Genomic DNA, 24,532 nt, shown 5'->3' on the forward strand with positions numbered 1-24,532 from the left:
ATGCTCGCATAGCACATGAAGGGAATCAAGAGTCGACGTCTCGGTTTCGGCCAGGTTTCCTTCCGCCCCCCGGAACGAGAGAGGTTCATGCGCGACATCATCGCCCACCGGATCGCCGGATTCCTGTTGGCTCTCGAGGGCATCGGGCTGCTGATCCTCGTCGGGTGGCAGGTGGTCGCGCTGGTGGGCGGCGACACCGGCATCCTGACGACCGCGCTCGCTCTCCTCGTGCTCACCGTCGCCGGTGCAGCGATCGTCCTCGCCTTCGCCGTGGCCACCTGGCGACGGGTGTCGTGGGGGCGATCGGGAGGGATCGTCACTCAGCTGCTCATCCTCGCCGTCGCGCTGGGGGCGGCGACGGGCGCCTACGCGCAGCCGTTCTCGGCGCTGCTGCTCGCGGCGCCGGCCCTGGTGGTCCTCGCCACCCTCATCTGGGCGACGCGCACCTCGGCGCCTCGAGAAGCCTCCGACGAGGACGCGGGCACCGAGGCCTGACCCGGCGCGACCTCAGGCGGCGAGGCCCAGGATGCTCCGCACCCGGGCGACGTGGCCGGTGGCCTTGACGTTGTAGAGGGCGTGCGCGATGCGTCCGTCGGCGTCGATCACGAAGGTCGAGCGGATGACGCCCTGGACCGTCTTGCCGTAGTTGGTCTTCTCGCCCCACGCGCCATAGGCGTCGTGCACCGCGTGATCGGGATCGCTGAGGAGCGGGTAGGTCAGACCATCGCGCTCGCGGAACTTCTGCAGCGTCGCCGGGTCATCGCGGGAGATGCCGAGCACGGCGTAGCCGGCGGCCTGGAGCGGGGCGAGCGAGTCGCGGAAGTCGCATGCCTCGGTGGTGCAGCCGGGTGTCATCGCGGCGGGGTAGAAGAAGAGCACCACACCGGTGCCGCGGAAGTCGGCGAGCGAGACCCGCGTGGAGTCCTGGTCGTCGAGGGTGAAATCGGGGGCGGGGTCTCCGGGTTCCAGACGCGTCATGACTCCAGCCTAGGGCGAGCGGGATGCCGCGTCGCGGCCCGATCGCCACGGTCGGCGAAGGTCGAGAGAAGCCGCTGCAGCGAGTCGAGCCGCGCAGGTCCGGTCGGACCCAACCGCCCCTCCGCGGCTGCCTCGACGAGGGCGCAGTCCGGCGCGTCGGGCAGGTGCGTGCATCCCCGCGGGCAGTCCTCGGCGACCTCGGCGAGCTCGGTGAAGGCGCGCAGGATGTTCGCGGGATCGACGTGACCGAGACCGAAGGAGCGGACGCCGGGGGTGTCGATCACCCACCCCGATCCCGACGCCCCGCGGTAGCGCAGCGACACCGTCGAGCTGGAGGTGTGACGCCCACGGCCGGTGACCTCGTTGACATGTCCGGTGGCCCGGCGCGCGTCGGGGACGAGGGCGTTCACCAGGGTCGACTTGCCGACGCCGGAGTGCCCCACGAACACCGTGGCGTGCCCCGCGAGTGACGCGCCGATGCGCTCGACCGGCATCTCACCGCGCGCGCTGGTGAACACGTCGAGGTCGAGTCCCTCGAAGTGGCTGAGGAAGTCAGCGGGGTCGGCGAGGTCGGTCTTGGTCACGACGAGGAGCGGGCGGATCCCGGCGTCCAACGCCGCGACCAGGTACCGGTCGACCAGCCGTTCCCGCGGCTCGGGATCCGCCGCCGCGACGACGACGAGCATCTGGTCGGCGTTGGCCACGATGACCCGCTCGACCTGATCGGTGTCGTCGGCACTGCGGCGAAGGAGCGAGGAGCGCTCTTCGATGCCGACGATCCGGGCGAGGGTGCCCTCGTCGCCGGAGGTGTCGCCCACGAGCCGCGCGCGGTCGCCCGTGACGATGGCGACCTTCCGCAGCTCACGTGCCCGCATCGCGATGATCTCGTGCTCGTCGTCGCCGTCCTCATCGACGAGGACGGCGTACCGACCCCGGTCGACACCGAGAACGCGACCGATCTGAGCGTCGGCGTGCGCCGGGCGGCGCTTGGTCCGCGGACGGTTGGCTTTCGGATTCGGCCGGACGCGCACATCGGCCTCGTCGAAGTCGAGGTCGTCGTCATCGTCGGTGTCGTCCAGCCAGCTCACGGCGGGGTCACCCCTCCGCGGCTGCGCCCGGGGCGCCGGACAGCATCCCCCGCCACAGCTGCGGGAACTGGGGCATGGTCTTCGCGGTCGTGCCGATGTCGTCCACCGCCACCCCCTTCACACGCAGGCCGATGAGGGCACCGGTCGTGGCGAGGCGATGATCGTGGTGCGCGCGCCAGAGGCCGCCCTGCAGCGGCCGGGGAACGATGCGGATGCCGTCGTCGAGTTCGTGCGCCTCGCCGCCCAGAGCACGGAGGTTGTCCACGAGCGCCGCGATGCGATCGGTCTCGTGCCCGCGGATGTGTCCGATGCCGTACAGGGTCGTCGGCGCATCCGCGAAGGCCGCGAGGGCGAACAGGGTCGGGGTCAGCTCGCCCGCGGCGGAGAGGTCGAGGTCGACGCCCGCGATGGCGTCGCCGGCGGTGACGGTCAGCGCGCCGCCTCGGCGCACCACGCGCGCACCCATGAGGGACAGGATGTCGCTGAGCATGGCCCCGGGCTGGGTGGAGTGCAGCGGCCAGCCGGTCACCGACACCGATCCGCCCGCGATCATGGCCGCGGCCAGGAACGGGGCGGCATTGGAGAGGTCGGGTTCGATGGCGACATCCTTCGCCCGGATGGGCCCCGCGGGCACGACCCACTCGCCGGGCGCGGGTCGCTCGACGTGGACGCCTCTGCGGGCGAGGGCCTCGACCGTCATGTCGATGTGCGGGATGCTCGGGAGCCGACCCCCGGAGTGGATGAGGTGCAGGCCCACGTCGAAGCGCGGAGCGGCCAGGAGCAGTCCCGAGACGAACTGGCTGGACGCGCTGGCGTCCATCGTCACCTCGCCGCCGCGCACGTGCCCGCGACCCCGCACGAGGAAGGGGAGCGACCAGTGGCCCCCGTCATCGATGTCCACACCGACGTCGCGGAGGGCCCGGATCATCGCCCCCATGGGGCGGTGGAGCGCCGTCTCGTGGGCGGTGACCTCGACATCGTTGTCGGCGAAGCCCGCGACGGGGCTGATGAACCGCATCACGGTGCCGGCCTGGCCGCAGTCCACGGCGCCGCCCCCGTGCAGGGGCCAGGTGGGGGTGATGAGCAGGTCATCTCCGAAGTCGCCGTCGCCGGGTTCGGTCTCGACGGAGACCCCGAGCGCCCGCAGGGCATCGATCATCCGCGCCGAGTCGTCGCTGTGCAGCGGGGCGGTCAGCCGGCTGGGGCCGTCGGCGAGGGCGGCGAGGACGAGTTCGCGGTTGGTCAGCGATTTCGACCCCGGCACCGTGACGACGGCACGCAACGGCGCCTCCGTCGTCGGGGCAGCCCACGCGCGGACGTCGGAGTCGGGGGAATACCCGGGCGGTGTCATCGGGTTCTACCCTAACGAACCACCGAGAGGAGCCGGGATGATCGCCACGCTCGAACGGCCTGATGCACAGGCTGTCGAGGAGGTCGCCGCCGTAGACTGGCGCGTGATGTCTGACCAGCCAGCCTCCGTCGAGGACACGCGTACGCAGTTCGAGCAGCAGGCGCTGCCGTTCATGGACCAGCTGTACGCCGCGGCGATGCGGATGACGCGCAACCCGGCCGACGCAGCCGACCTCGTCCAGGAGACGTTCGTCAAGGCGTTCGCGTCGTGGAAGAGCTTCACCCAGGGCACGAACCTGAAGGCGTGGCTGTACCGGATCCTCACCAACACCTACATCAACACCTACCGGAAGAAGCAGCGCGAGCCCTTCCAGGGGGCGATCGACGAGCTGGAGGACTGGCAGCTCGGCGGAGCCGAATCCACGACGGCGATCAGCACGCGCTCGGCCGAGGCCGAGGCGATCGATCACATGCCGGCGTCGGTGGTGAAGGACGCCCTGCAGGCGATTCCCGAGGACTTCCGGTTGGCGGTCTACCTCGCCGATGTCGAGGGCTTCGCCTATCAGGAGATCGCCGACATCATGAAAACCCCCATCGGCACGGTCATGAGCCGCCTGCACCGAGGCAGGCGGATGCTGCGTGACCTGCTGGCCGATTACGCGAAGGAGCGCGGCATCGACACCGCCGCGACGGGAGCAAAGAAATGACGGACTGCGGCTGCGAGAAGGCACGGCGCGACCTCGAGGAGTACCTCCGCAACGAGGTGTGCAAGACCGAGCACAACGACATCACCGAGCACCTGGACAACTGCCCCGGATGCCGCGACGAGGCGTTGGTCGCCCGGACGCTCACCGAGGTCGTGGCCCGGGCGTGCAAGGAGACGGCTCCCGAGGAGCTGCGCGACCAGATCCTGGCGCGGCTGCGCGCCGTTCAGGCCACGCACTGACCCCGCTCCGACCCGGCTCCCCGTCGGTGACGGTGGCCGGGTCGCACGGCGTCAGAAGCTCAGAGCAGCCCGCATGATCTCCGCCTGTTCGGCGGCGTGCACCTTCGGCGATCCGGTCGCCGTCGAGGCCATCGCGGGGCGCGAGATCAGTTCGATGTCGCGACCGTCGAGGTGCTTGCTCAGCTCGAGGGCGATGAACGGCCACGCGCCCTGGTTCTCGGGCTCGTCCTGGACCCACACGAGGTCGGCGCCGGGGTAGTTCGCCAGCACGCGGTGCAGCGCCTCGACCGGGGACGGGTAGAACTGCTCCAGGCGCACCAGGGCGATCCGCGGGTCGGGCTTCTTGTCGAGCTCGGCCCGCAGGTCCCAGTGGAGCTTGCCCGAGTGCAGCAGCACCCGCTCCACCTTCGAGGCGTCGATGCCGCGATCGTCGTCGAGCACCGGCTCGAACCGGCCGGTGAGGAAGTCCTCGACCTTGCTGGTCGCTCCGCGCAGACGCAGCATCGCCTTCGGTGTGAAGACGATCAGCGGCCGGCGCGGACGCGCGTAGGCCTGGCGACGCAGCAGGTGGAAGTACGATGCCGGGGTCGACGGGCGCGCGACGATCATGTTGTCCTGCGCACACATCTGCAGGTACCGCTCGATGCGCGCCGACGAGTGGTCGGGCCCCTGACCCTCGTACCCGTGGGGGAGGAGCAGCGTGACGCTGGACTGCTGTCCCCACTTCTGCTCGGCCGAGGAGATGAACTCGTCGATCACCGACTGGGCGCCGTTGGCGAAGTCTCCGAACTGCGCCTCCCAGAGCACCAGAGCGTCGGGACGCTCGACCGAGTAGCCGTACTCGAAGGCCATCGCCGCGTATTCGCTGAGCAGGGAGTCGTAGACCCAGAACCGTCCCTGGTTGTCGGCGAGGTTCGCCAGCGGAATCCACTCCTGGCCGTTCTGACGGTCGTGCAGCACCGAGTGGCGCTGGACGAACGTGCCGCGGCGCGAGTCCTGTCCTGCCAGACGCACCGAGGTGCCCTCGACCAGCAGCGAGCCGAAGGCGAGCAGCTCGGCGAAGCCCCAGTCGATGTTGCCGTTGCGGCTCATGTCCAGGCGCTTGTCCAGCAGCTGCTGGAGCTTGCCGTGCACCGTGAAGCCCTCGGGCTTGTTGACGAAGGCGTCGCCGATAAGGTGCACCATGTCGCGCGAGACACCCGTGGTGTCGAGCTCGCCCGCGGGCGTGGCCCCCGCGTCCTCAGCGTCCGGGCCGACGGTGGGTGAGGACCCGGTCTCTGCCGCGTGCGTCTCGGCGAAGGCGATCTCGAGACGGTTCTGGAAGTCGCGCTTGGCCTGCTCGTACTCTTCCTCGGTGATGTCGCCGCGACCGACGAGCGCCTCGGTGTAGAGGCGTCGCACCGAGCGCTTGGCCTCGATGAGGTTCGTCATCAGCGGCTGCGTCATCGAGGGGTCGTCGCCCTCGTTGTGGCCTCGGCGGCGGTAGCAGACGAGATCGATCACGACGTCGCGGTGGAACTTCTCGCGGTAGGCGAAGGCCAGCTGCGCCACGCGGACGACAGCCTCAGGGTCGTCGCCGTTGACGTGGAAGATCGGTGCCTGGATCGTCTTGGCGACGTCGGTGGCGTACACCGAGGTGCGGGCGTCGGTGGGCATCGTGGTGAAGCCGACCTGGTTGTTGACCACGATGTGCACGGTGCCGCCCGTGCGGTAACCGCGCAACTGCGACATCTGAAGCGTCTCGACCACCACACCCTGGCCGGCGAAGGCCGCGTCGCCGTGGATGAGCACCGGCAGCCAGGAGAAGGTGCCGACGGGCTTGCGGTCCTGCCGGGCCCGCACGATGCCCTCGAGCACGCCGTCGACGGTTTCGAGGTGGGAGGGGTTGGCCGCGAGGTAGACCGGCAGCTCACTGCCGTCGTCGGCGACGAAGGTGCCCTCGGTGCCGAGGTGGTACTTCACGTCGCCCGAGCCGCGCTTGGACCCCACGGCGACCGAGCCCTCGAACTCGCGGAACACCTGTCCGTAGGTCTTGCCGCCGATGTTGGTGAGGACGTTCAGGCGGCCGCGGTGGGCCATGCCGATCGCCGCGCCGTCCAAGCCCGCCTGCGCGGCGCCCTGCAGCACCTCGTCCAGCAGCGGGATGAGGGACTCGCCGCCCTCGAGGCTGAAGCGCTTCTGGCCGACGTACTTCGTCTGCAGGAAGGTCTCGAAGGCCTCGGCCTGGTTCAGCTTCGACAGGATGCGCAGCTGCTCGTCGTGGCCGGGCTTGGTGTACTTGACCTCGACGTTCTGCTGGAACCACAGTCGCTGCGCCGGGTCCTGGATGTGCATGTACTCCAGGCCGATGGTGCGGCAGTACGAGTCGCGCAGCACACCGAGGATCTCACGGAGCTTCATGAGGCGCTTGCCGCCGAAGCCGCCGGTGACGAACTCGCGATCGAGGTCCCAGAACGTGAGGCCGTGCTGCTCGATCTCGAGATCGGGGTGGGTGCGCTGGACGTACTCGAGCGGGTCGATGTCGGCCATGAGGTGCCCGCGTACGCGGAAGGAGTTGATGAGCTCCTGCACGCGAGCGGTCTTGTCGACGCGCTCGGCGATGTCGACGTTGATGTCGCTGGCCCAGTGGATGGGGGCGTAGGGGATGCGCAGTGCGGCGAAGATGTCGTCGTAGAACCCGCGCTTGCCGATGAGGAGCTCGTGGATGATCTTCAGGAACTCGCCCGAGCCGGCGCCCTGGATGACGCGGTGGTCGTAAGTGCTGGTGAGGGTGATCGTCTTGCCGATCGCCATCTCGTTGAGCGTCTTCTCGCTGGCACCCTGGAACTCGGCCGGGTAGTCCAGCGCGCCCGCGCCGACGATGCAGCCCTGCCCCTTCATCAGGCGCGGTACCGAATGGACGGTGCCGATACCGCCGGGGTTGGTCAACGAGATCGTGGTGCCCTGGAAATCGGCCGCGGTGAGCTTGTTGCCCCGGGCGCGGGTGACCAGGTCCTCGTACGAGGCGAGGTACTCGCCGAAGGTGAGGCTCTCGGCCCGCTTGATGCTCGGAACCAGGAGCGACCGTGTGCCGTCGGGCTTGGGGAGGTCGATCGCGATGCCGAGGTTGATGTGGGCGGGAGCTACCACGGAGGGCTTGCCGTCCACCTCGGCGTAGAAGACGTTCTGGCTGGGGAACGCCTTCAGCGCCTGGATCATGGCCCAGCCGATGAGGTGGGTGAAGCTCACCTTGCCGCCACGAGTGCGCGACATGTGGTTGTTGATGACGATGCGGTTGTCGATCATCAGCTTCGCCGGAACGGTGCGCACGCTCGTCGCGGTGGGCACGGTCAGCGACTGGTCCATGTTCGCTGCGAGGGTCTTCGTCATGCCCTTGAGGACGGTGACCTTGTCCTCGTCGGCCTGCTCCGGTGCGGCCGACGGGGTGACCTTGGGGGCCTGCGCCGGGATCGGCTGCGGGGCCGCGGGCTTCGCGGTGGTCCGGGCGACCGGCTGGGCGCCGATCACGGGCACCGGTGCGGTGATCGGGTGGGCGTCGTTCGCGGGGGCGGACGCGGGGGATGCCGCGGGTGCGGCGTTCCCCGCGGGCGGCGCGTCCGTTGCGGCGGCGCCGGCGTCATCCGAGGTCTCACCGTCTACTTCGACGGGGTGGTAGGCCTCGAGGATCGGCCACCACTCCTTGTCCACGGAGTTCTTGTCGACCTTGTACTGATCGTAGAGTTCGTCGACCAGCCATTCGTTGGCCCCGAACTCTCCCTCGCTCGACACCCCGACGCCGGTCACCTGGCTCGACACGCTCGATCGCCTGCTTTCATCGCCGAAATTCGTCCGTCGTGCAGGTCTCGGTACGGCCCGCACGCACGATTGTTAAGACTAACCCAGTCTGCCAAGGCCGTTTCCGGGTCCAGCCCCGCTCAGTGGGCCAAGAATCGCCGCTCTTTACGCCATCGCAAAGGTCTCTAGGATCGGTGCAATGGAGTTCTACGGCGAGAAACCGCAGGTCGACCTCACCTATTCGGACGTGTTCCTCGTTCCGCGCCACTCGGCGATCACGAGCCGCCTCGACGTCGACCTCGCCCCTGCCGACGGCACACCCGCGACCCTGCCGCTCGTGTCCGCGAACATGAACTCCGTGACCGGGGCGCGGCTGGCGGCCACGCTCGCGCGACGGGGTGGACTGGGCGTCCTGCCGCAGGATCTGCCGCTGCAGGAGCTCGACGCGGCGATCCGCTGGGTCAAGGCGCAGCCGGTGCCGTGGGACACGCCGCTGGTGCTGCCCTCGTCGGCGACCGTCGCCGACGCCGCCCGGCTCCTGCCGGCCACCGAGGGACACGGGATCGTCGTCAGCGACGCGCCCGCCGGTCGCGTGCACATCGACGACGTCCTGGGTGTGGTGCCCGCCCGCAGGCTGGGGTCGGCCCTGCCCGATGCGCGCCTGGGCGACCTCGCCCGCGGACATGCGGCGTCGATCGACGCCGACGACGTCGACGACGCACGGCACGCCTTCGATCTCATCGTCGACGCGGACGCCGAGACGGTGTGCGTGCTGCATCACGGTTTCGTCGTCGGCACACTGTCGCGCCGCAGTGCGCTGCGCACCACGCTCTACCGGCCCGCGGTCGACGCGTCGGGGCGCCTCGCGGTCGCCGCGGCGGTGGGTATCAACGGCGATGTGGCCGCAAAGGCCCGTGCGCTCGTGGCGGCCGGTGTGGACGTCCTCGTCGTCGACACCGCGCACGGACATCAGGACGGCATGCTCCGGGCCCTCCGCGCGGTGTCGGCCGAGGACCTCCGTGTGCCCATCGTCGCCGGCAACATCGTCACCGCTGACGGTGTCGCAGACCTCATCGACGCGGGCGCGACGATTCTCAAGGTCGGCGTCGGTCCCGGTGCGATGTGCACCACCCGGATGATGACGGCGGTCGGTCGCCCGCAATTCTCGGCCGTCCTCGAGACCGCCGAGGCCGCGCGGGCTCGCGGCGCGCACGTCTGGGCCGACGGCGGGGTGCGCTACCCCCGCGATGTCGCTCTGGCGCTCGCGGCCGGGGCAGCCTCGGTCATGATCGGCTCCTGGTTCGCGGGCACCATCGAAGCCCCGGGGGAGTTGCTGCGGGATGATGCGGGCCGGGCGTACAAGGAGTCGTGGGGCATGGCATCGACCAAGGCGGTGCAGGAGCGCTTCGGGCGGCTCGATCCCTATGAGCGAGCACGCAAGGAACTCTTCGCCGAGGGCATCTCGTCATCGAAGATCTACCTCGACCCCCTCCGCCCCGGCCTCGAGGACCTTCTCGACATGATCACCTCCGGCGTGCGGTCGTCCTTCACCTACGCGGGCGCGCATACCGTGGCTCAGTTCCACGAGCGCGCCCGCGTGGGGCTGCAGTCCGCCGCCGGCTATGAGGAGGGCAAGGCGCTTCCTGTCAGCTGGTGATGCGGTCGGCAGCGAGGCTCTTCAGAGCGGGTACTGACCCGGCTCCCGTCGGATCGTGATCCAGCGGGTCTCGGTGAACGCGTCGATGTTCGCCTGCGCGCCGCCGTGACGCGACCCGGTTCCCGAGGCGCCGACGCCGCCGAACGGGGCGTTGGCCTCGTCGTTCACGGTCTGATCGTTCACGTGCACGATCCCCGAGGGGATGCGCTGCGCCATCTCCCACCCGGCCATCGCGTCGGCGGTGACGATGCCGAGCGACAGTCCGTACTCGGTGTCGGAGGCGAGGGCGACAGCCTCTTCGTCGGTCGCGAACGACACCACTGACGCGACCGGGCCGAAGACCTCGTCGCAGTAGGCGGCGGCGTCCTTCGGCGGATTCGCGAGCACCGTCGGGCGGTAGAAGAGGTCGTCGTAGGTGCCACCCGCGGCCAGGGTCGCTCCCTGCGCGACGGCGTCCTGGACGAGCGTGTGCACGCGGTCGCGCTGGACCTCGTCGATGAGGGGGCCCAAGTGCACCTGCCCCGCCGCGGGATCGCCGACGACCATCGACTCGGCCTTGGCCGCGAGCTTCTCCACGTACGCGTCGAAGAGCGACTCGTGCACGATGTGCCGCCCCACGGTCATGCAGATCTGACCCTGGTGGAGGAAGGCTCCCCAGGTGGCGAGGTTGACCGCTTGGTCGACATCGGCGTCCTCGCGGATCACGAAGGCGGAATTGCCGCCGAGCTCGAGGTGCGCGCGGGTCAGGTGGCGTCCGGCGAGTTCGCCCACCGCGCGCCCGGCGCGCGTGGAGCCGGTGAACGCCACGACCCGCACGCGCGGGTCGGCGACCATCGCCTCGCCCACCTCTGCACCGCCGGGCACCAGCTGGAGCAGTCCCTTCGGAAGGCCCGCCTCTTCGAAGATGCGCACCATGCTGACCCCGCCGGTGATGACGGTGCGGGGGTCGGGTTTGAGCAGCACGGCGTTGCCGAGGGCGAGCGCGGGGGCGACGGCGCGGATGCCGAGGATCAGCGGCACATTGAAGGGCGAGATGACCCCGACCACGCCCACCGGAACCTGCTGCGCCAGGGACAGCCGAGGCTCCTCGCTGGCGAGGATCGAGCCGAGGGGCGCCGAGGGGAGGGAGGCCGCCTCGTAGCACTCCGCTGCCGTCACGTGCAGGGCGAAGCCGGCGAGAGGCGGGATGGCGCCGACCTCGCGGACGTTCCAGCCCATGATCTCCTCGGCGTGATGCTCCCACAGCTGTGCTGCCTTGCGAAGGACGCCGGCTCGCACCGGGTGCGGGGTCGCCGCCCACTCGCGCTGCGCGCGTGCGGCACCCTCGGCCGCCTTCGCGACATTGGCGGGGCCCGCCATCCCGACCATCGCGAGCGTGTCGCCGGTCGCGGGCTCGACCGAGGCGATCTGTCCTCCCTCGCCCGGCACCCACGCGCCGTCGATGTGGATGAGCCCCGCGAAGACATCGGGGTCGATCAGGGTGGTGGTGGCGGAATCGGTGACGGTCGACATCGTTGTTCCTTCGTCGGTCGGTGGACGGGGTCCACAGATGGATTCGCATGAATGCGTCGGGGGGAAGGATACGGCGGTCACGGCTCGCGCGGCCGGCGGGTTCCCACTCACCGGTACCCCGGTCCGCCAGCGCGGCCGCACGCGTCCTGCCGTAGACTTCTCGGCGAAATGGACGACCCTCCCAGTTGTAGACCCTGGCCCCACCGCCCTGCTCCCACGCTGATCGGGGGTGACGCGTGATGGATTACGTCATGTTGGGCGTGGGGCTCCTGCTGACCGTCGGCACCGGGCTGTTCGTCGCGAGCGAGTTCGCGCTGGTCAACCTCGACCGTGCCGACCTCGAGGCCCGCCGGGAGGCGGGGGAGTCGCGGTTGTCGCTGACCATCAGCGCGCTGCGCATCACCTCCACGCACCTCTCCAGCGCCCAGCTGGGCATCACCCTGACGACGCTGCTGACCGGCTACACGATGGAGCCCGCCATCTCCAACCTGCTGCGTCCGGTTCTGGTCGGCTGGGGATGGCCCGAGGGCGTGGTCGTGGCGTTGTCCTCGATCATCGGCGTCTCGATCGCCACGGTGTTCTCGATGATCATCGGCGAGCTCGTCCCGAAGAACTTCGCGTTGGCCGTCCCGCGCCAGACCGCCAAACTCGTGATGCCTTTCCAGGTGGCCTTCACCACCGTCTTCCGCCCCGCCATCCGGCTTCTCAACGGCAGCGCCAACGCTGTTCTCCGAGGCCTGGGCATCGAGCCCAAGGAAGAGCTGTCGGGCGCGCGCACGGCCGAAGAGCTGTCGAGTCTCGTCCGTCGTTCGGCCAGCGCCGGGGTCTTGGAGAAAGACACCGCCAGTCTCCTCGACCGGAGCCTGAACTTCGCCCGGCTCACCGCGGCCGACGTGATGACGCCGCGCCCCAGCATCCATGCCCTGTCGTCCTCCGAGAATGCGGACGATGTCATCCAGCTCGCGCGTCGGACGGGTCACTCGCGATTTCCCGTGACGGGGGAGTCGATGGACGACATCACCGGCATCGTGCACCTGAAGGCTGCCATCGGCGTGCCGCGGGAGCGACGAGCCGACGTGCCGGCGGCGGCGCTGGCGAGCGAGGTCCTGCGCGTGCCCGAAGCGGTGCACCTCGACGCCCTCGTCTCGGAGCTGCGCGCGCGGGGCTATCAGATGGCGGTCGTCGTCGACGAGTACGGCGGCACCGCGGGCGTGGTCACCCTCGAAGACCTCGTGGAGGAGATCGTCGGCGAGGTGCTCGACGAGCACGACCGCCGCCGCGCCGGCATCGTGCGGGGGAGCGGCTACGTGAGCTTCCCCGGCGAACTGCGCCCCGACGAGGTGCGCGACCGCACCGGCATCCGTATCCCCGAGGGCGACGTGTACGACACCGTGGGCGGATTCATCATGAGCGTCCTCGAGCGCATCCCCGCCGTCGGCGACACCGTGAGCATCGAGGACGGCGACCTGGAGGTGCAGCGGATGGACGGCCGCCGCGTCGACCGGGTGCGCTTCACCCCGGCGGTCGTCGCCGCCCACACCGAGGCGGGGGGTGAGGGCCGATGAGCGATTGGGCCGGAATCGCCTGGCTGGTCGTGCTGCTCCTGGGCAACGCGTTCTTCGTGGGCGCCGAGTTCGCCGTGATCTCGGCGCGGCGCTCGCAGATCGAGCCGCTGGCCGAGAAGGGCGTGCGCGCTGCTCGCACCGCCCTGTACGCCATGGAGCACGCGACCCTGATGCTCGCGACCTCGCAGCTGGGCATCACCATCTGTTCGCTGTTGATCCTGAACGTCTCCGAACCCGCCATCCACCACTTGCTCGAAGAGCCGCTGGCGCTCACGGGTCTGCCCGAGGGGCTCGTCGACGCGATTGCCTTCGCCATCGCGCTGGTGCTGGTGTCGTACCTGCACGTCGTCTTCGGAGAGATGGTGCCGAAGAACCTCGCCTTCTCGGTGCCCGACCGCGCGGTGCTGATGCTCGCGGCTCCGCTGGTGTGGGTGTCGAAGGTCTTCCACCCGGTGATCTTCACGCTCAACTGGATCGCCAACCACATCGTGCGGCTGTTCCGGGTGGAGCCGAAGGACGAGGCCGCATCGACGTTCACGCTCGAGGAGGTCGCCACGATCGTCAACCAGTCGCGCATCGAGGGCGTGCTGGACGACTCGGCGGGGACGGTCGCGGCGGTGATGGAGTTCACCGACAAGAAGGCGAAAGACATCGCCGTGCCGCTGGCCGACCTGGTGACCCTTCCCGAGACCACGACGCCCGGCGACATCGAGCGGGCCGTCGCCCGCCACGGCTTCTCTCGGTACGTCATCGTCGGCGCCGACGGCGCCCCGGTGGGCTACGTGCACCTCAAGGACATCCTCCGGGTGGCCGAGGGGCCGGATGCCGCGGTGGACACCCCGATCCCGGCCAAGCGCATCCATCACATGGTGCCGGTGCAGGAGACCACCGACCTCGAGGACGCCCTCGCGCTCATGCGTCGCGACGGCCGCCACCTCGCCCAGGTGCGGGATCAGGGCGGAACCATCACCGCCGTCCTCTTCCTCGAGGACGTCATCGAGGAGCTCGTCGGCGAGGTGCAGGACGCGACGAGGCGCCGTCGCTGAGAGCCTGAGGCGGGTGACCGGACGCCTGAGTAGGGTGACGGGATGAGCACCTGGGATCTGCCCGCCACCGCGGCCGAGCTGCACGCCCCCGCCGATACCGACGACAAGTACCGGCGGGGCGTCCTCGGCATCCGCACCGGCTCGGACCAGTACCCCGGCGCTGCGGTGCTGGGTGTCGAAGCGGCGTGGCGGACGGGTGTCGGCATGGTCCGCTACCTCGGCCCCGACCGGCCCACCACGCTCGTCCTGCACCGCAGGCCCGAGACGGTCACCTCGGGCGGGCGCGTGCAAGCCTGGCTGATCGGGTCGGGAACGGATGCCGCGGCGAGGCCCCGCGGCGAGATGTCGGCGCTGCGCGACATCCTCTCCCGTCCCGAACCGGTCGTCATCGACGCCGGCGCCCTCGACCTCGTCGCCGACGGCGCACGCGAGGGCGGGGTGCGGGTGCTGACCCCGCATGACCGGGAGCACGACAGGGTGCGGGAGGCCCTCGGGCTCGCCCCCCTCGGCCCCGACGCCGGAGACCGGCGCGTCGATGCAGCCGTGGAGACCGCGCACCGCACCGGTGCGGTCATGGTGCTCAAGGGCGCGCGCACGATCGTCGCCGAACCCGGCGGGTGGCACGTCGTGGTCAGCCAGGAGGGCGCCTCCTGGCTCGCGACCGCCGGAACCGGCGACGTGCTCGCCGGGATTCTCGGGGCGGTCGTGGCCGGCGCGGCGGCTCGCGAGGAGCGGGCGGGAAACGCCGGCGACGGCGCAGGCGCGGCTGAGCCGGGCCTCGTGCCGTGGGCGCGGCGCGCCGCCGCCGCGGTGTGGCTGCACCAGCGCGCGGGTGCGCGGGCAGCCGAGCGGGCTGCCGGCGGTGCGGGGTGGCGTGGCGGCCCCGTCACGGCGCTCGATGTGGCCGGCGCCCTGCCCGCCGTGGTCGCTGAAGCGCTCGCCGGCTGAGCCCGGCGCACAGCCTTCGGCCAGACAGGGGAAGGCGGGCACCGCGTCTTAGGATGGGCGCGTGTCGAAGCGGGCGGTGCTCTGGGTCGCGTTCGTGCTGGTGCACGTCGCGGTGGCGGTGCTCGGCTTCCTCCAGCCCAATCAGCCGATGGGCGACGTGTACATGGTCTACGAGCCGTGGGCGAGCCGTGCGGCGGCGGCCGACGGGGTCGTCGGGATCACCGAGACCTGGGTCTACCCCGCCCTGGCGCTGGCGCCGATCTTCATCACCCACGTGCTCGCGCCGGTGTTCGGCTCATACCTCGTCGCCTGGCCCGTCGTCGTCACCGCCCTCGATGCCGCCGCCTTCGCGCTCCTCGTCGGGCGGGGCCGGTCGCAGGGACGCGCGGTGGCGGCCTGGTTCTGGCTGGTGTTCATCCTGGCGCTCGGTCCGGTGGGGATGTACCGACTGGACGCGATCACCGTGCCCCTGGCCGTCGCGGGCTGCCTCTGGCTTCTGACCAGACCCCGGCTGGCGGCGGTGCTCCTGGCCGCGGCGACCTGGATCAAGGTCTGGCCTGCGGCGCTGCTCGTGGCCGCCGTCATCGCGGTACGCCGTCGCCTCGCGCTCGTCGGCGGTGCCGCAGCGCTGTCGGCGCTGGTGATCGGGGTCGTCGTCGCCGTCGGCGGAGCCGCGCACCTGTTCGGCTTCGTCTTCGATCAGACCGAGCGGGGCCTGCAGGTCGAGGCGCCGGTCAGCGCCTTCTGGCTGTGGCGGGCCGTGGCGGGCTTCGCCGACTCCCGGGTGTTCTACGACGACGAGATCCTGACCTGGCAGGTGACGGGCCCCGGGGCCGCCGCGGTGAGCGAAGCGATGACCGCCGTGATGGTGGCGGCTGTCGCTCTGGTGGCGGCGATCGGAGCGCTGCGCGTTCGCCGTGGCATCCCGTTCCTGCGGGTCTTCCCGGCTCTCGCGCTCAGCCTCGTGCTGGTCTTCATCGTGACAAACAAGGTCGGTTCGCCGCAGTACCTCACGTGGATCATCGCGCCCCTCGTCGTCGGGCTCGTCCTCGACCGTGACCGCTGGTGGTCGCCCGCCTGCCTGGCCCTTGTGAGCGCCGCCCTCACCCAGCTGATCTATCCGCTCTGGTACGACCGCGTGCTCGGTGGCGACCCGATCGCCGTCGGCGCGCTGACGCTGCGCAATGTCCTGCTCGTGGCGCTCCTGGCGTGGAGCGTGACGCTGCTCGTGCGAACGCCCCGGCGCGTGCCGGCCCCCGCCGTCGTCGACGCCCTGGCCTGATCCGTCAACCGAAAGGACCCCATGCTCGTCGCCTTCTCCGTCGCCCCGAGCGGCACCGGCCGCTCCGACGGCTCCGTCCACGACGCCGTCGCCGCCGCCGTCCGGGTGGTGCGCAGCTCGGGGCTTGCGCACCGCACCACGTCGATGTTCACCGAGGTCGAGGGGGAGTGGGACGAGGTGATGGATGTCGTCAAGCGAGCCACCGAGGCGGTCCTGCCCTTCGGCTCGCGGGTGTCGCTCGTTCTCAAGGCCGACATCCGTCCGGGGCGCACAGGCGAGATCGAGGCCAAGATCGACCGTCTGGAGCGCGCGCTCGGCGAGGAATCCGACCCGCACGCAGAGGCGTGACCGGGTCGGCGACCCACGAGCCGGGGGCCTCCGCCGCGGCCGATCGGCTGGCCCGGGTGCTCGCCGACGCGGCGGGGCAGTCGCGCCCGCGCTTGGAGCGCGACGCCGGCGACCCCGATGTCCCTGTCGCCGGAACCGCGGTCCTGCTGCGCGACACGGCCCGCGGCGTGGAGGTGCTCATGCTCGAGCGCCCCGGTCAGGGATCCTTCGCCGGGGCGTGGGTGTTCCCCGGCGGCAAGGTCGAGCCCGGCGACGCCGGCGATGCGGGAGCGGACGACGAGGAAGCCACGGCTCGACGCGCTGCCGCGCGAGAGACCCGCGAGGAGGTGGGCCTCGAACTGCCAGGCGAGTCGCTGTCCACCGTGTCGCGATGGGACCCGCCTCCGGGCCTGCCGCTGCGAATCCGCACGTGGTTCTTCGTCGCCGATCTTCGGGGCGAGGCGGCCGGCGAGGTCGACGGCCTCGTCCTCGCCGACGGGGAGGTCGTGCGCGCCGAGTGGCTGCGTCCCGACGAGGCCCTCGCCGCGCACGGACGAGGGGAGCTCGTCCTGTACCCGCCCACCTGGGTGACCCTCCACGATCTCGCCGATGCGGCGAGCGCGGAGGAAGCGATGCAGAGAACGCGGATGACGGGGGTGCGTCGTTTCGACACCGTGGCCCGGCGGGGACCCGAGGGTCCGATCCTGCTCTGGGAGGGGGACGCGGAATACGACGCGCCCGGTGCGGGCGTCGCCCGTCATCGGCTGGAGATCGGCAGTCTTCCGTGGCGGTACCTGCGTCGCTAGGTGGCGAGCAGGCGCTCCAGGTGGAGCCCGACCGGTGAGGTCTCGATGAGGAACCCGTCGTGGCCGAAGTCGCTGACGAGCTCCACCGCGCGGTCGCCGTCGATGTTGTGGCGGAGTCCGCGTGCGATGCGGTGCTGCCCGTCGACGGGGAAGAGGCGGTCGCTGTCGATCCCGAGCACGAGCGCGCGCGCCGTCACCCGTTCCAGGGCGCTTTCGACCCCGCCGCGGTCGCGGCCGATGTCGTGCGAGTTCATCGCCTCGACGAGGGTCAGGTAGCTGTTGGCGTCGAAGCGACGCGTGAACTTGTTGCCGTGGAAGTCGAGATAGCTCTCCACAGCGAAGCGCCCGCCGTGGCCGAGGGGGCTGACCCCCGACTGCCACGACCGCTGGAAGCGCTGATTCAACTCGGTCGGCGAGCGGTAGTTCAACAGCGCCATCCGTCGTGCCAGCGCGAGCCCTCGGTGGGGCCCGTCGCCGTCGCCGGCGTCGTAGTACTCCCCACCCTGGAAGCGCGGATCGATCCGGATCGCCTCGAGCTGCACCGAGTTCAGGGCCACCTGGTCGGCGGTCGTGACCGGGGGAGCCGACAGCACCGCCATCCGTTCCACGCGCTCCGGATGCGAGACCGCCCATTCCAGCGCGTGCATGCCGCCCATGGAGCCGCCGATGACCGCTGCCCAGGTGTCGATCCCGAGCGCGTCGGCGAGCCGCACCTGGGCGGCGACCTGATCGCGCACGGTGAGGTAGGGGAAACGGGATGCCCACTCGTAGCCGTCGGGCGCGATGCTCGCCGGTCCCGTCGAGCCCTGGCAGCCGCCCAGCATGTTCGGCGCGACCACGAACCAGCGGTCGGTGTCGACGGGCTTGCCCGGCCCGACGATGTCGTCCCACCAGCCGTCGGTGGGGTGCCCCGGGCCCGCCTCACCGGTGACGTGACTGTCGCCGGTGAGGGCGTGGAGGACCAGCACGGCGTTGTCGCGCGCCGGTGTGAGCTCGCCCCAGGTCTCGAAGGCGATGCGGATGCCGGGGAGCTCTGTTCCGCCCTCCGTGCCGAACGCGCCGAAGGCGGCGAACTGGCGTGCTCCGGCGGGGTCGCCGTCGCGCCAGGCGCCCGTCACGGGCGGGCGGCCGAGAAGCAGACGCGCGTCGGCCTCCGTCACCGGTGCGCTCGGCACCGTGTCTTCGGAGGTCTGCCAGTCCATGCCTGCCATTCTCGCCGCTGGGAAAGGTGGCCAGCGCTGTGTTACGACCCGGCTAGTGTGGGGCGGGGGGACGGACGTGAACACAGCTCAGGACGCGACGCGCCGAGAGATCATCGCGCAGTACGGCATCGTCGGGGAGCCCCCCGAGCCCGACCTCGAGGGTCTGGTGCAGCTGGCCGCGACCATCTCGGGAGTGTCGACCGCGGTGATCAACATCATCGATGATCGGCACCAGCATCAGATCGCCACCGTGGGGATCTCTCCCGCCGTCTGCGCACGAGAAGACTCGATGTGCGCGGTCGTCTTCGAGGGCGCCCAGCGGGTGGTCGTCAGTGACGCCCGTCGCGATGAGCGGTTCGCCGAGAATCCCTTCGTCACCGGCGACATCGCGCGCATCAGGTTCTACGCCTCGAGCCCGCTGGTGACGCCGGGGGGAGTCGCGATCGGAACGCTGTGCGTCTTCGACGACGATCCCGGCGTGCTCACCGAGGAACAGGGCCACGCGCTCGATGTCCTCGCCCATCAGGTGGTCGACGTGCTGGAGCTGCGCAGACTTGCGCGCGAGCTCAAGCGATCCAACGAGGCGCTGGAGGGCTTCGCCCGCCAGGTCAGTCATGATCTGCGCAACCCCCTCACCGCGATCAGCGGTTTCCTCGAACTCGCCGTCGACAGTCCCGAGCTCGCCGAGGCGCCGGTTGCCGCCCGCGCGATCGAGAGGGCGGAGGCTGCGGCGCAGCGGATGTCGGAAATGCTGGATGACCTCCTCGCCTTCGCGCGCGTGGGTGGCGTCCCGCCCGCGACGGCGAGGGTCGATGTCGGCGAGCTCCTGGAGGAGATCCAGGACGATCTGCACTCGGCGCTCAGCGAGAGCGGTGCCCGCATCGATGTCACGGCGTCGGCCGACATCGAAGGAGACCGCACCATGCTTCGCGTGCTGGTGGAGAATCTCGTCGCCAACGCCGTGAAGTTCGCCAACGCCGCAGGCGGAAGGCCCCACGTCGACGTCCACGTGGAGCGATCGGCATCCGGCATCCGGCTCATCGTCGACGACGACGGACCCGGCATCCCGGAAGACGACAGGGAGCGGGTCTTCGGGCTGATGGAACGAGGCCGCAACGCCCTCGCTCCGGGACTGGGGATCGGACTGGCCACCTGCCGCCGCATCGCCGAAGCGCACGGCGGACAGATCGGCATCAGCGATTCCCCGCTCGGTGGCGCACGCGTGTGGGTGGTTCTGCCCGGATCTGACAGATTCGAGCCCGCCGCCGTCTGAGCGCACGATGATGGGAGCATGGCGCGCTTCCTTCTCATCGCCGCTTCGAGCGGCATCGGTCAGGCCACGGCAGAGATCCTCCGTGAGAGCGGACACGAGGTCGTCACGACCGCGCGCGGGGATGACACCATCACCCCCGACCACGTCGTCGACGCCACCGACTTCGCTGCTGTCGACGAGGTGTTCGCCGCAGCGGGTGACCTCGACGGCGTCGCCTGCTTCGCCGGATCGCTGCTGCTCAAGCCCGCGCATCTGACGACGGCCGAGGAGTACGGCGAGGTGATCGCCGCATCGCTCACGACCGCCTTCGCGACGGTGCGGGGTGCGGGAAAGCACCTCAAACGCGGAGGATCGGTGGTGCTCGTGTCATCCGCGGCGGCTCTGCACGGAACGGCCAATCACGAGGCCATCGCCGCCGCGAAATCAGGGGTGGTCGGTCTTGCTCTCTCGGCCGCCGCGACCTACGCGTCGCGCAACCTGCGGGTGAACGCGGTCGCCCCGGGACTCACCGAGACGTCGCTGACGGCGTCGCTGACCGAGACCGAGGGGGCGCGGAAGGTGTCGGAGGCCATGCACGCCCTCGGGCGGCTGGGCAAGCCCGACGACGTCGCCCGAGCGGTGGCCTTCCTCCTCGACCCCGCGAACGACTGGATCACCGGCCAGGTGCTGGCCGTCGACGGAGGCCTCGCGCGGGTGCGCCCGCGCATGAAGGTCTGACCCGCGCGCGCGATCCGCGACCGAAACGCGAAGCGCCCCGCGAACCCTGGTCGAGTTCGCAGGGCGCCTCGAGGCGCGCCCGGTCAGGCGCGCGCGGCCTCCGAGACCCGGCGCGCAGCGGCGAGGGCCTGCTCGAGGTCGGCCTTGAGGTCATCGACGTTCTCGATCCCCACCGACAGGCGCACGAGCCCCGGGGTCACCCCGGCGGTCAGCTGCTGCTCGGGCGTGAGCTGCGAGTGGGTGGTCGAGGCGGGGTGGATGACGAGCGAGCGCACGTCGCCGATGTTGGCGAGGTGGCTGAACAGCGTGAGCGAGTTCACGAACTCGCGGCCTGCATCCACACCGCCCTTCAACTCGAAGGACAGCACCGCGCCCACACCCTTCGGTGCGTAGCGGTTCGCCGCGGCGTACCAGGGCGAGGTGGGCAGGCCCGAGTAGTTCACCGACGCCACGTCGGACTGGTTCTCGAGCCACTCGGCGATCTCCTGCGCGTTCTGCACGTGACGCTCGATGCGCAGCGACAGCGTCTCGATGCCCTGCAGGAGCAGCCAGGCGCTGTTCGGCGAGATGGACGATCCGAGGTCGCGCAGCAGCTGCACGCGGGCCTTGATGATGTAGGCCAGGCCGTCGCCGACGGCTGCGGTGTAGCTCGCTCCGTGGTACGACGGGTCGGGCTCGGTGAACCCGGGGAAGCGGTCGACGTGCTTGGACCACTCGAACGATCCGCCGTCGACGATCACGCCGCCGATCACGGTGCCGTGGCCGCCGAGGAACTTCGTCGCCGAGTGCAGCACGATGTCGGCGCCGTGCTCGAACGGGCGGATGAGGTAGGGCGTCGCGATGGTGTTGTCGACGATGAGCGGGACTCCCGCCTCGTGCGCGACGTCGGCGACGGTGCGGATGTCGAGGACGTTGATCTTGGGGTTGCCGATCGTCTCGGCGAAGAACGCCTTGGTGTTCGGCCGCACCGCGCGGCGCCACTCCTCGGCGTCATCCTGGTTCTCGACGAAGGTGACCTCGATGCCGAGCTTGGCCAGGGTGTACTTGAACAGGTTGTAGGTGCCGCCGTAGATCGAGCTGGAGGAGACGAAGTGGTCGCCCGCCTCGGCGAGGTTGAGGATCGCGAAGGTCTCGGCCGCCTGGCCGCTGGAGACCAGCAGTGCGCCGGTGCCGCCCTCGAGCGCCGCGATGCGCTGCTCGACGACATCCTGCGTGGGGTTCTGGATGCGGGTGTAGATGTTTCCGAACTCGGCCAGCGCGAAGAGGTTGGCGGCGTGATCGGTGTTGTCGAACACGTACGACGTGGTCTGGTAGATGGGCGTGGCGCGGGCCTTCGTCACCGGGTCGGGCTGTGCGCCCGAGTGGATCTGCTTGGTCTCGAAACGCCAGTTCTCGGGTGCGGACATGGGCTGCTCCTACCGGTCGATGGGTGCCGCGGCGGGTTCCGCGACCTCTTCGAGGGTACGGAAGGCCCCCCTCGTCGACAACGCGGGGGAAATGTGACGTAACGCGGGCGCGTGCGGGCCGTGCGCCCCGCGCCGGGTGCGCCTTGTAGCGTGAGGAGTATGACCGATGCCACGCCGACGGATGCCGCACATCGACCGACCGCCCGACGCGCGGTGGTGACCGGAGCGAGTTCGGGGATCGGCGAGGCGACGGCGCGGAAGCTCCGGGCGCTCGGCTGGGACGTGGTCGCCGTGGCCCGACGTGCCGAGCGCCTCGCCGCGCTGGAGAACGAGATCGGTGCGGTCGCCTTCGCCGCCGATCTCACCGCCGCCGCCGATGTCGAGGCGCTCGCCGAGTGGCTGGCCGAGACGGGGCCGGTCGACGCGCTCGTCAATGTCGCCGGGGGCGCGCGCGGCACCGATCGCGTCGAGGACGGCGACCCCGACGACTGGCAGTGGATGTTCGAGGTCAACGTGCTCGCCACGCAGCGCCTCACCGCCGCCCTGCTGCCGCTGCTGCGCCGCGCCGCCGCCGATCGGGCAGCTCACGCCGACGTGATCTTCGTCACCTCGACGGCCGCGCAGATCGCCTACGCCGGCGGTGCCGGATACAACGCCGCGAAGGCGGGACAGTCGATGATCGCGCATGCGCTGCGCCTCGAGGTCAACGGCGAGCCGCTCCGGGTCATCGAGATCGCGCCGGGCATGGTGCAGACCGAGGAGTTCACTCTCAATCGCCTCGGCGGTGATCGCGCCGCGGCCGACCGGGTGTACGAGGACGTCCAGGCGCCGCTCACCGCCGACGACGTCGCGGACGTCATCGGGTACGCGCTGTCGGCGCCGGGGCACGTCAACCTCGACCTCGTCACGATGCGACCGGTCGCGCAGTCGGCGCAGCACCTGCTGGCCCGCGGGCCGCTGCACGTGCGCACTGCCGGCTGATGGCGCGCACGCTCGACGACCTGGCCGGTGCGGGTCTGCTGGATGCCGGGTGGGCGGAAGCACTCGCGCCCGTCGCCTCCGACATCGCCGCCCTCGGCGAGCGGCTGCGGGCCGAGACTGCCGCGGGCGGCCGGTACCTCCCCGCCGGCGAGCGCGTGCTGCGCGCCTTCTCGCAGCCGCTCGACGACGTGAAGGTGCTCATCGTGGGGCAGGATCCCTACCCCACGCCGGGTCATCCGATCGGCCTCTCGTTCGCCGTCGATCCGAGCGTGCGGCCCCTGCCGCGGAGCCTGGCGAACATCTACCGCGAGCTGCACGACGACCTCGGCATCGAGCCCGTCGCCCACGGCGACCTGTCGGCATGGAGCGACCAGGGGGTGATGCTGCTGAACAGGGTGCTGACCGTCCGCCCTGGTGAGCCCGGCTCTCATCGCGGTTGGGGCTGGGAACGCGTCACCGAGCATGCGATCCGCGTGCTCGCCGCGCGCGACGAGCCCCTCGTGGCGATTCTGTGGGGGAGGGATGCCGCGACCCTGCGTCCGCTCCTCGGTGACACCCCGGTCGTCGCCTCGGCGCACCCGTCGCCCCTCTCGGCCAGTCGGGGATTCTTCGGGTCGCGGCCCTTCTCGCGCACGAACGAACTCCTCACCGCGCAGGGCGCTTCGGCGGTCGACTGGCGCCTGCCCTCCGCCGCGTAGGCTGTCGCCATGCTGGAGGAGGAATACGAGACGGCGAGACGCCGCCTTCCCCGTCATCTTCGCCGCCGGCCCGAGCCGGAGCGCCCGTTCTCCTTCGAGATCCGTCCGGTCGCCGACGGCGACATCCCCGACATCCGGGAGATCTACAACTACTACGTCACCAACTCGGTGGTCACTTTCGATGAGAAGAAGTGGTCGATCGCGCAGTGGCGCGAGAAGGTGGCTCACCTGAAGAAGCTCGGGCTGCCCTTCCTCGTCGCCGAGTCGCCGTCGGGTCAGATCCTCGGGTACGCCTACGTGCAGCCGATGTCGAGCAAGTCGGCGTATCGGTATTCGGTGGAGAACTCCATCTACCTCGGGCAGGCCGCGACCGGGAAGGGACTCGGGCGGGCGCTGCTGGAGGCGCTGATCGTCGCCTGCGAGCAGGCCGGCATCCGGGAGATGGTGGCCGTGATCAGCGACAAGGGGGCCGAGGCCTCCATCGCTCTGCACGAGAAGATGGGCTTCGAAGAGGTCGGCCGCATGGGCCGGGTCGGCTTCAAGTTCGGCCGGTGGCTCGGGACGGTGTACCTGCAGAAGTCGCTGAAGCCGGTGAAGAAGCGGCGGGCGCTCTTCGGGCGGTGATCAGCCGGGGCGTCCGTGCTCGCGCACGCGCTCCACGAGGGTCTGCCACGGTCCTTCCAGATCGGCATCGCCGAACTCGGCCTCACGATCGGCGCCGTGCGAGGTCGCGTGCACCCGCCAGCGGAATCGGTCAGCTCCGCGCGTCGGGCGCGGTGCCGCGTCCCAGGGGCAGGCGTCGATGAGAGGAAGCCAAGATGACGCGTCGTCGCCCTCGAGCTCTGCGCGCCATCGACGGGGGATGCCGGTGACACCGCCGGTGCGCTCCACCAGGATCACCACGATCGCCTCCCCGCTGGGCCCGCCCCCGTCCGTCTGATCGCTCATCCCCGTCCACGATGCTCTCTCGGGGCCG

23 protein-coding genes are annotated in these 24,532 nt (G+C 70.5%); 15 read left to right on the forward strand and 8 right to left on the reverse strand.

The features are described 5' to 3' along the window. Positions 1-87 precede the first annotated feature (87 nt). Positions 88-495, forward strand: coding sequence for a histidine kinase (locus tag V6S02_RS03240; RefSeq protein ID WP_336399854.1), 408 nt, complete (start codon positions 88-90; stop codon positions 493-495). 12 nt (positions 496-507) lie between these two features. Here V6S02_RS03240 and bcp read toward each other — a convergent pair whose 3' ends face one another. From bcp to aroA, 3 genes are read right to left on the reverse strand one after another with little or no spacing between them, the layout of a single operon-like run. Next, positions 508-978 carry a thioredoxin-dependent thiol peroxidase gene (gene bcp / locus V6S02_RS03245; RefSeq protein ID WP_124292766.1) on the reverse strand — a complete coding sequence of 157 codons (471 nt, stop codon included), beginning with the start codon at positions 976-978 and terminating at the stop codon, positions 508-510. Then, the gene (rsgA, locus tag V6S02_RS03250) at positions 975-2,066 is read right to left on the reverse strand and encodes a ribosome small subunit-dependent GTPase A (protein ID WP_336399855.1); all 1,092 of its coding nucleotides are present in this window, start codon (positions 2,064-2,066) and stop codon (positions 975-977) included. The genes bcp and rsgA overlap by 4 nt, the downstream gene beginning before the upstream one ends. Positions 2,067-2,073: 7 nt before the next feature. Then, entirely contained in the window at positions 2,074-3,417 is a 1,344-nt protein-coding gene (gene aroA / locus V6S02_RS03255; protein WP_336399856.1) for a 3-phosphoshikimate 1-carboxyvinyltransferase, read from the reverse strand. A gap of 37 nt (positions 3,418-3,454) precedes the next feature. On the opposite strand from aroA, the gene V6S02_RS03260 reads away from it, so the two are divergent. Next, positions 3,455-4,123: a sigma-70 family RNA polymerase sigma factor gene (locus V6S02_RS03260; RefSeq protein ID WP_124292769.1), complete on the forward strand. Its 669-nt coding sequence runs from the start codon at positions 3,455-3,457 to the stop codon at positions 4,121-4,123. After that, positions 4,120-4,362 carry a zf-HC2 domain-containing protein gene (locus V6S02_RS03265; RefSeq protein ID WP_124292770.1) on the forward strand — a complete coding sequence of 81 codons (243 nt, stop codon included), beginning with the start codon at positions 4,120-4,122 and terminating at the stop codon, positions 4,360-4,362. Before V6S02_RS03260 ends, V6S02_RS03265 begins: the two co-directional genes overlap by 4 nt. Before the next feature lie 51 nt (positions 4,363-4,413). Here V6S02_RS03265 and V6S02_RS03270 read toward each other — a convergent pair whose 3' ends face one another. Continuing rightward, positions 4,414-8,157, reverse strand: coding sequence for a multifunctional oxoglutarate decarboxylase/oxoglutarate dehydrogenase thiamine pyrophosphate-binding subunit/dihydrolipoyllysine-residue succinyltransferase subunit (locus V6S02_RS03270; RefSeq protein ID WP_336399857.1), 3,744 nt, complete (start codon positions 8,155-8,157; stop codon positions 4,414-4,416). A 178-nt stretch (positions 8,158-8,335) separates the two neighbouring features. Between V6S02_RS03270 and V6S02_RS03275 the strand changes: the two genes are divergently transcribed. Beyond that, entirely contained in the window at positions 8,336-9,793 is a 1,458-nt protein-coding gene (locus tag V6S02_RS03275) for a GuaB1 family IMP dehydrogenase-related protein (protein WP_336399858.1), read from the forward strand. Positions 9,794-9,814: 21 nt separating this feature from the next. Here the strand turns inward: V6S02_RS03275 and V6S02_RS03280 are convergent, their stop codons facing one another. Next, positions 9,815-11,305 carry an aldehyde dehydrogenase family protein gene (locus V6S02_RS03280; protein WP_336399859.1) on the reverse strand — a complete coding sequence of 497 codons (1,491 nt, stop codon included), beginning with the start codon at positions 11,303-11,305 and terminating at the stop codon, positions 9,815-9,817. 239 nt (positions 11,306-11,544) lie between these two features. On the opposite strand from V6S02_RS03280, the gene V6S02_RS03285 reads away from it, so the two are divergent. The 6 genes from V6S02_RS03285 (at position 11,545) to V6S02_RS03310 (ending at position 17,279) form a co-directional block, all read left to right on the forward strand. Then, a complete protein-coding gene (locus V6S02_RS03285; protein WP_124292774.1) occupies positions 11,545-12,870 on the forward strand; it encodes a hemolysin family protein in 1,326 nt (441 codons plus the stop codon). Next, positions 12,867-13,916: a hemolysin family protein gene (locus tag V6S02_RS03290; RefSeq protein ID WP_124292775.1), complete on the forward strand. Its 1,050-nt coding sequence runs from the start codon at positions 12,867-12,869 to the stop codon at positions 13,914-13,916. The genes V6S02_RS03285 and V6S02_RS03290 overlap by 4 nt, the downstream gene beginning before the upstream one ends. 42 nt (positions 13,917-13,958) lie before the next feature. Continuing rightward, a complete protein-coding gene (locus V6S02_RS03295) occupies positions 13,959-14,864 on the forward strand; it encodes an ADP-dependent NAD(P)H-hydrate dehydratase (protein ID WP_336399860.1) in 906 nt (301 codons plus the stop codon). Between the two features lie 61 nt (positions 14,865-14,925). Further along, positions 14,926-16,146, forward strand: a complete 1,221-nt coding sequence (locus tag V6S02_RS03300; RefSeq protein ID WP_336399861.1) for a hypothetical protein — start codon at positions 14,926-14,928, stop codon at positions 16,144-16,146. Positions 16,147-16,167: 21 nt separating this feature from the next. Continuing rightward, entirely contained in the window at positions 16,168-16,494 is a 327-nt protein-coding gene (locus tag V6S02_RS03305; protein WP_124292778.1) for a thiamine-binding protein, read from the forward strand. Beyond that, positions 16,491-17,279, forward strand: a complete 789-nt coding sequence (locus V6S02_RS03310; protein ID WP_336399862.1) for an NUDIX domain-containing protein — start codon at positions 16,491-16,493, stop codon at positions 17,277-17,279. Before V6S02_RS03305 ends, V6S02_RS03310 begins: the two co-directional genes overlap by 4 nt. Here V6S02_RS03310 and metX read toward each other — a convergent pair. Then, positions 17,276-18,481: a homoserine O-acetyltransferase MetX gene (metX, locus tag V6S02_RS03315; protein WP_336399863.1), complete on the reverse strand. Its 1,206-nt coding sequence runs from the start codon at positions 18,479-18,481 to the stop codon at positions 17,276-17,278. The two genes, V6S02_RS03310 and metX, sit on opposite strands and share 4 nt — an antisense overlap. 76 nt (positions 18,482-18,557) lie before the next feature. Here metX and V6S02_RS03320 point away from each other — a divergent pair, with 76 nt between their 5' ends. Together V6S02_RS03320 and V6S02_RS03325 are read left to right on the forward strand one after the other, a co-directional pair. Next, positions 18,558-19,754, forward strand: a complete 1,197-nt coding sequence (locus V6S02_RS03320; RefSeq protein ID WP_336399864.1) for a sensor histidine kinase — start codon at positions 18,558-18,560, stop codon at positions 19,752-19,754. 18 nt (positions 19,755-19,772) lie between these two features. After that, on the forward strand, positions 19,773-20,471 hold the full coding sequence (locus tag V6S02_RS03325; protein ID WP_336399865.1) for an SDR family oxidoreductase: 699 nt from the start codon (positions 19,773-19,775) through the stop codon (positions 20,469-20,471). An 83-nt stretch (positions 20,472-20,554) separates the two neighbouring features. Here V6S02_RS03325 and V6S02_RS03330 read toward each other — a convergent pair whose 3' ends face one another. Then, a complete protein-coding gene (locus tag V6S02_RS03330; protein ID WP_124292783.1) occupies positions 20,555-21,877 on the reverse strand; it encodes a bifunctional o-acetylhomoserine/o-acetylserine sulfhydrylase in 1,323 nt (440 codons plus the stop codon). A 159-nt stretch (positions 21,878-22,036) separates the two neighbouring features. Between V6S02_RS03330 and V6S02_RS03335 the strand changes: the two genes are divergently transcribed. Genes V6S02_RS03335 through V6S02_RS03345 form a run of 3 tightly spaced genes read left to right on the forward strand, consistent with a single transcriptional unit; the run spans position 22,037 to position 24,180 of the window. Then, positions 22,037-22,858, forward strand: a complete 822-nt coding sequence (locus tag V6S02_RS03335; RefSeq protein WP_336399866.1) for an SDR family oxidoreductase — start codon at positions 22,037-22,039, stop codon at positions 22,856-22,858. Then, entirely contained in the window at positions 22,858-23,556 is a 699-nt protein-coding gene (locus tag V6S02_RS03340) for a uracil-DNA glycosylase (RefSeq protein WP_336399867.1), read from the forward strand. The genes V6S02_RS03335 and V6S02_RS03340 overlap by 1 nt, the downstream gene beginning before the upstream one ends. 9 nt (positions 23,557-23,565) lie before the next feature. Further along, positions 23,566-24,180 carry a GNAT family N-acetyltransferase gene (locus tag V6S02_RS03345; protein ID WP_124292785.1) on the forward strand — a complete coding sequence of 205 codons (615 nt, stop codon included), beginning with the start codon at positions 23,566-23,568 and terminating at the stop codon, positions 24,178-24,180. Here V6S02_RS03345 and V6S02_RS03350 read toward each other — a convergent pair whose 3' ends face one another. Then, the gene (locus V6S02_RS03350) at positions 24,181-24,504 is read right to left on the reverse strand and encodes a protealysin inhibitor emfourin (protein WP_124292786.1); all 324 of its coding nucleotides are present in this window, start codon (positions 24,502-24,504) and stop codon (positions 24,181-24,183) included. Between the last annotated feature and the right edge of the window lie 28 nt (positions 24,505-24,532).

The sequence above is a fragment of the Microbacterium sp. CCNWLW134 genome (genome assembly GCF_037083565.1).
Taxonomy (GTDB): domain Bacteria; phylum Actinomycetota; class Actinomycetes; order Actinomycetales; family Microbacteriaceae; genus Microbacterium.